Origin of the sequence: Microcoleus sp. C2D2, assembly GCF_036702495.1 — a bacterium.
Taxonomy (GTDB): domain Bacteria; phylum Cyanobacteriota; class Cyanobacteriia; order Cyanobacteriales; family Microcoleaceae; genus Microcoleus.
On the sequence record NZ_JAUBTO010000379.1, the window covers coordinates 1 to 1,687 of the forward strand.

2 protein-coding genes are annotated in these 1,687 nt (G+C 46.4%); both read right to left on the minus strand.

What is annotated here, in order from left to right; genetic code table 11:
- Window positions 1–145 precede the first annotated feature (145 nt).
- Window positions 146–379, minus strand: a complete 234-nt coding sequence (locus tag QUB61_RS39335) for a hypothetical protein (protein ID WP_333136877.1) — start codon at window positions 377–379, stop codon at window positions 146–148.
- Window positions 380–541: 162 nt separating this feature from the next.
- A complete protein-coding gene (locus QUB61_RS39340) occupies window positions 542–1,567 on the minus strand; it encodes a hypothetical protein (protein ID WP_333136876.1) in 1,026 nt (341 codons plus the stop codon).
- Between the last annotated feature and the right edge of the window lie 120 nt (window positions 1,568–1,687).

Consider the following 1,687-nt stretch of genomic DNA (forward strand, 5'->3'; position numbering starts at 1 on the left):
TTTTTTGGGTTCCGATTCCACTGACTTTTTTGAGAACTGTCGATCGCGTCTCTCTCCCAAAACTGTCCGAAGTATTGAGCTTAAGTATTAAACATAAAAGATGGAACCGATACCCGCTAAGGGTTTGAGGTAATTATATTAGCTTTTAGGTTTTAGATTTTAGGTTGAGGGTACTGCCGGGAATAGGATTCAGAGAACCATCATGCTCAACCTTGCCCAGGATACAAAGCTGAATCAGCTTATCCACAGCTTCGCTCATGTTGCCCTGGGCTTTCAGAAGTGCCACTGTCTCAGGTCGCAGAGTGAGTGTCACCCTGACAGCATTCTTGCGGTTGCCACCGGGTACAAGGTTATTCAAACTTTTAGGGTTCACTGCCATGACGAAAACTTTCCTCAATCGAATCGTGTGCATAACTCGATTGTAGATTTGTTTCGTTCGGAGCGGTGAACTATTTAGGAAAAGTTAGGCGATCGCCGAGAAAAGTTGCAGGTCGGAGCTAGGTCAGGATATTTGTATCTCCTGACCCAACACCCTGAAGTGCTATAGCTTCTCTAAATTTGACGGCTTCAACCACGTTGTATAGCCTTTGCCATCAGGTCTTAAGCAAGTGAGTTCGTTCTGAGCGTTGATATCATCTACCGTCAATACTTCACCTTCATACTGTTCTGTATCCTTCCCTACGTACTTGACCCGCGAACCCCGAACCAAACCGCACTGTTTCAGCAGACGGATGCTGGTACTTTCTTCCTTGCTGAAACTTCTATTAAACAGTCCCCGAACCTGTAAAGGGTAAGAACTAACCTCTCTCATAACCTCTGAGGCATCCTCACGGTTAGAGTTTGCAATCGCTTCCCGCATCCGGTCAGCCAAGATATCGGCAAAATGCTTGTTCGCAATCGTCTCAAGACACTGTGGTGGATTCTTTTTATTCTGTGATGGTTGAGTGGTGGCTGGATTGCTTGGTAGCGGTGGATTCGGTGGATGTTGTGGATTATTTCCACTATCTCCGTCACAGTTCTGATTTTTAGGTGAAATGGGAGATGGTGGGGGTTGAGTATTTTCTGTATTTTTAGAATTCTCAATTAATCCATCACATCCATCCCATCCACCGCTACCAAGGCTTTCAGCCACCACACATCCACCACCATCCACCATCAATCCACCACCGCCGAACGGTTTTTTAGTGACGGGGCGGGGGTAAATTTCTCCTGTAGGGTCGTGGAAGCAGCGCAGCCCTAAGCCTTTGATAAATCGCCCCTTTCTGTCCTCTCCTACCGATACCTGCACTTTTAACTGGTTGAGCAAGAAGTCCATCAAGTTAGGGCGGAAAGCCTTCATGCTGATGGGTTTTTCATTTTGCTCCTGACGGTCAGCGCAGTAACTGGCGTAAAGCCAGCTACTTGTTTTGGTTTCGTCATTAGTTCCCACGTGAGTCACCAACTCAGGGTCAAGCACCACCTTGTCATCGAGCCAGCGGGCAATATCGTTTGTTTGATAAATTTGCTCCCACTTCTTACCCGCTAGCTCTGGAACTTGCTCATCTGTATCCCCGATGAGTCGGGTCACCTCCTCTGGACTAATCTCAAGGACACGCTTTAATAGTCCTGGGACATTTGTGACAAGTTAAGAAAAAGTGCAAATTGTCAAGGGGGTAGACAAAAAAAGGTAAAATAGGATGAAACCTTT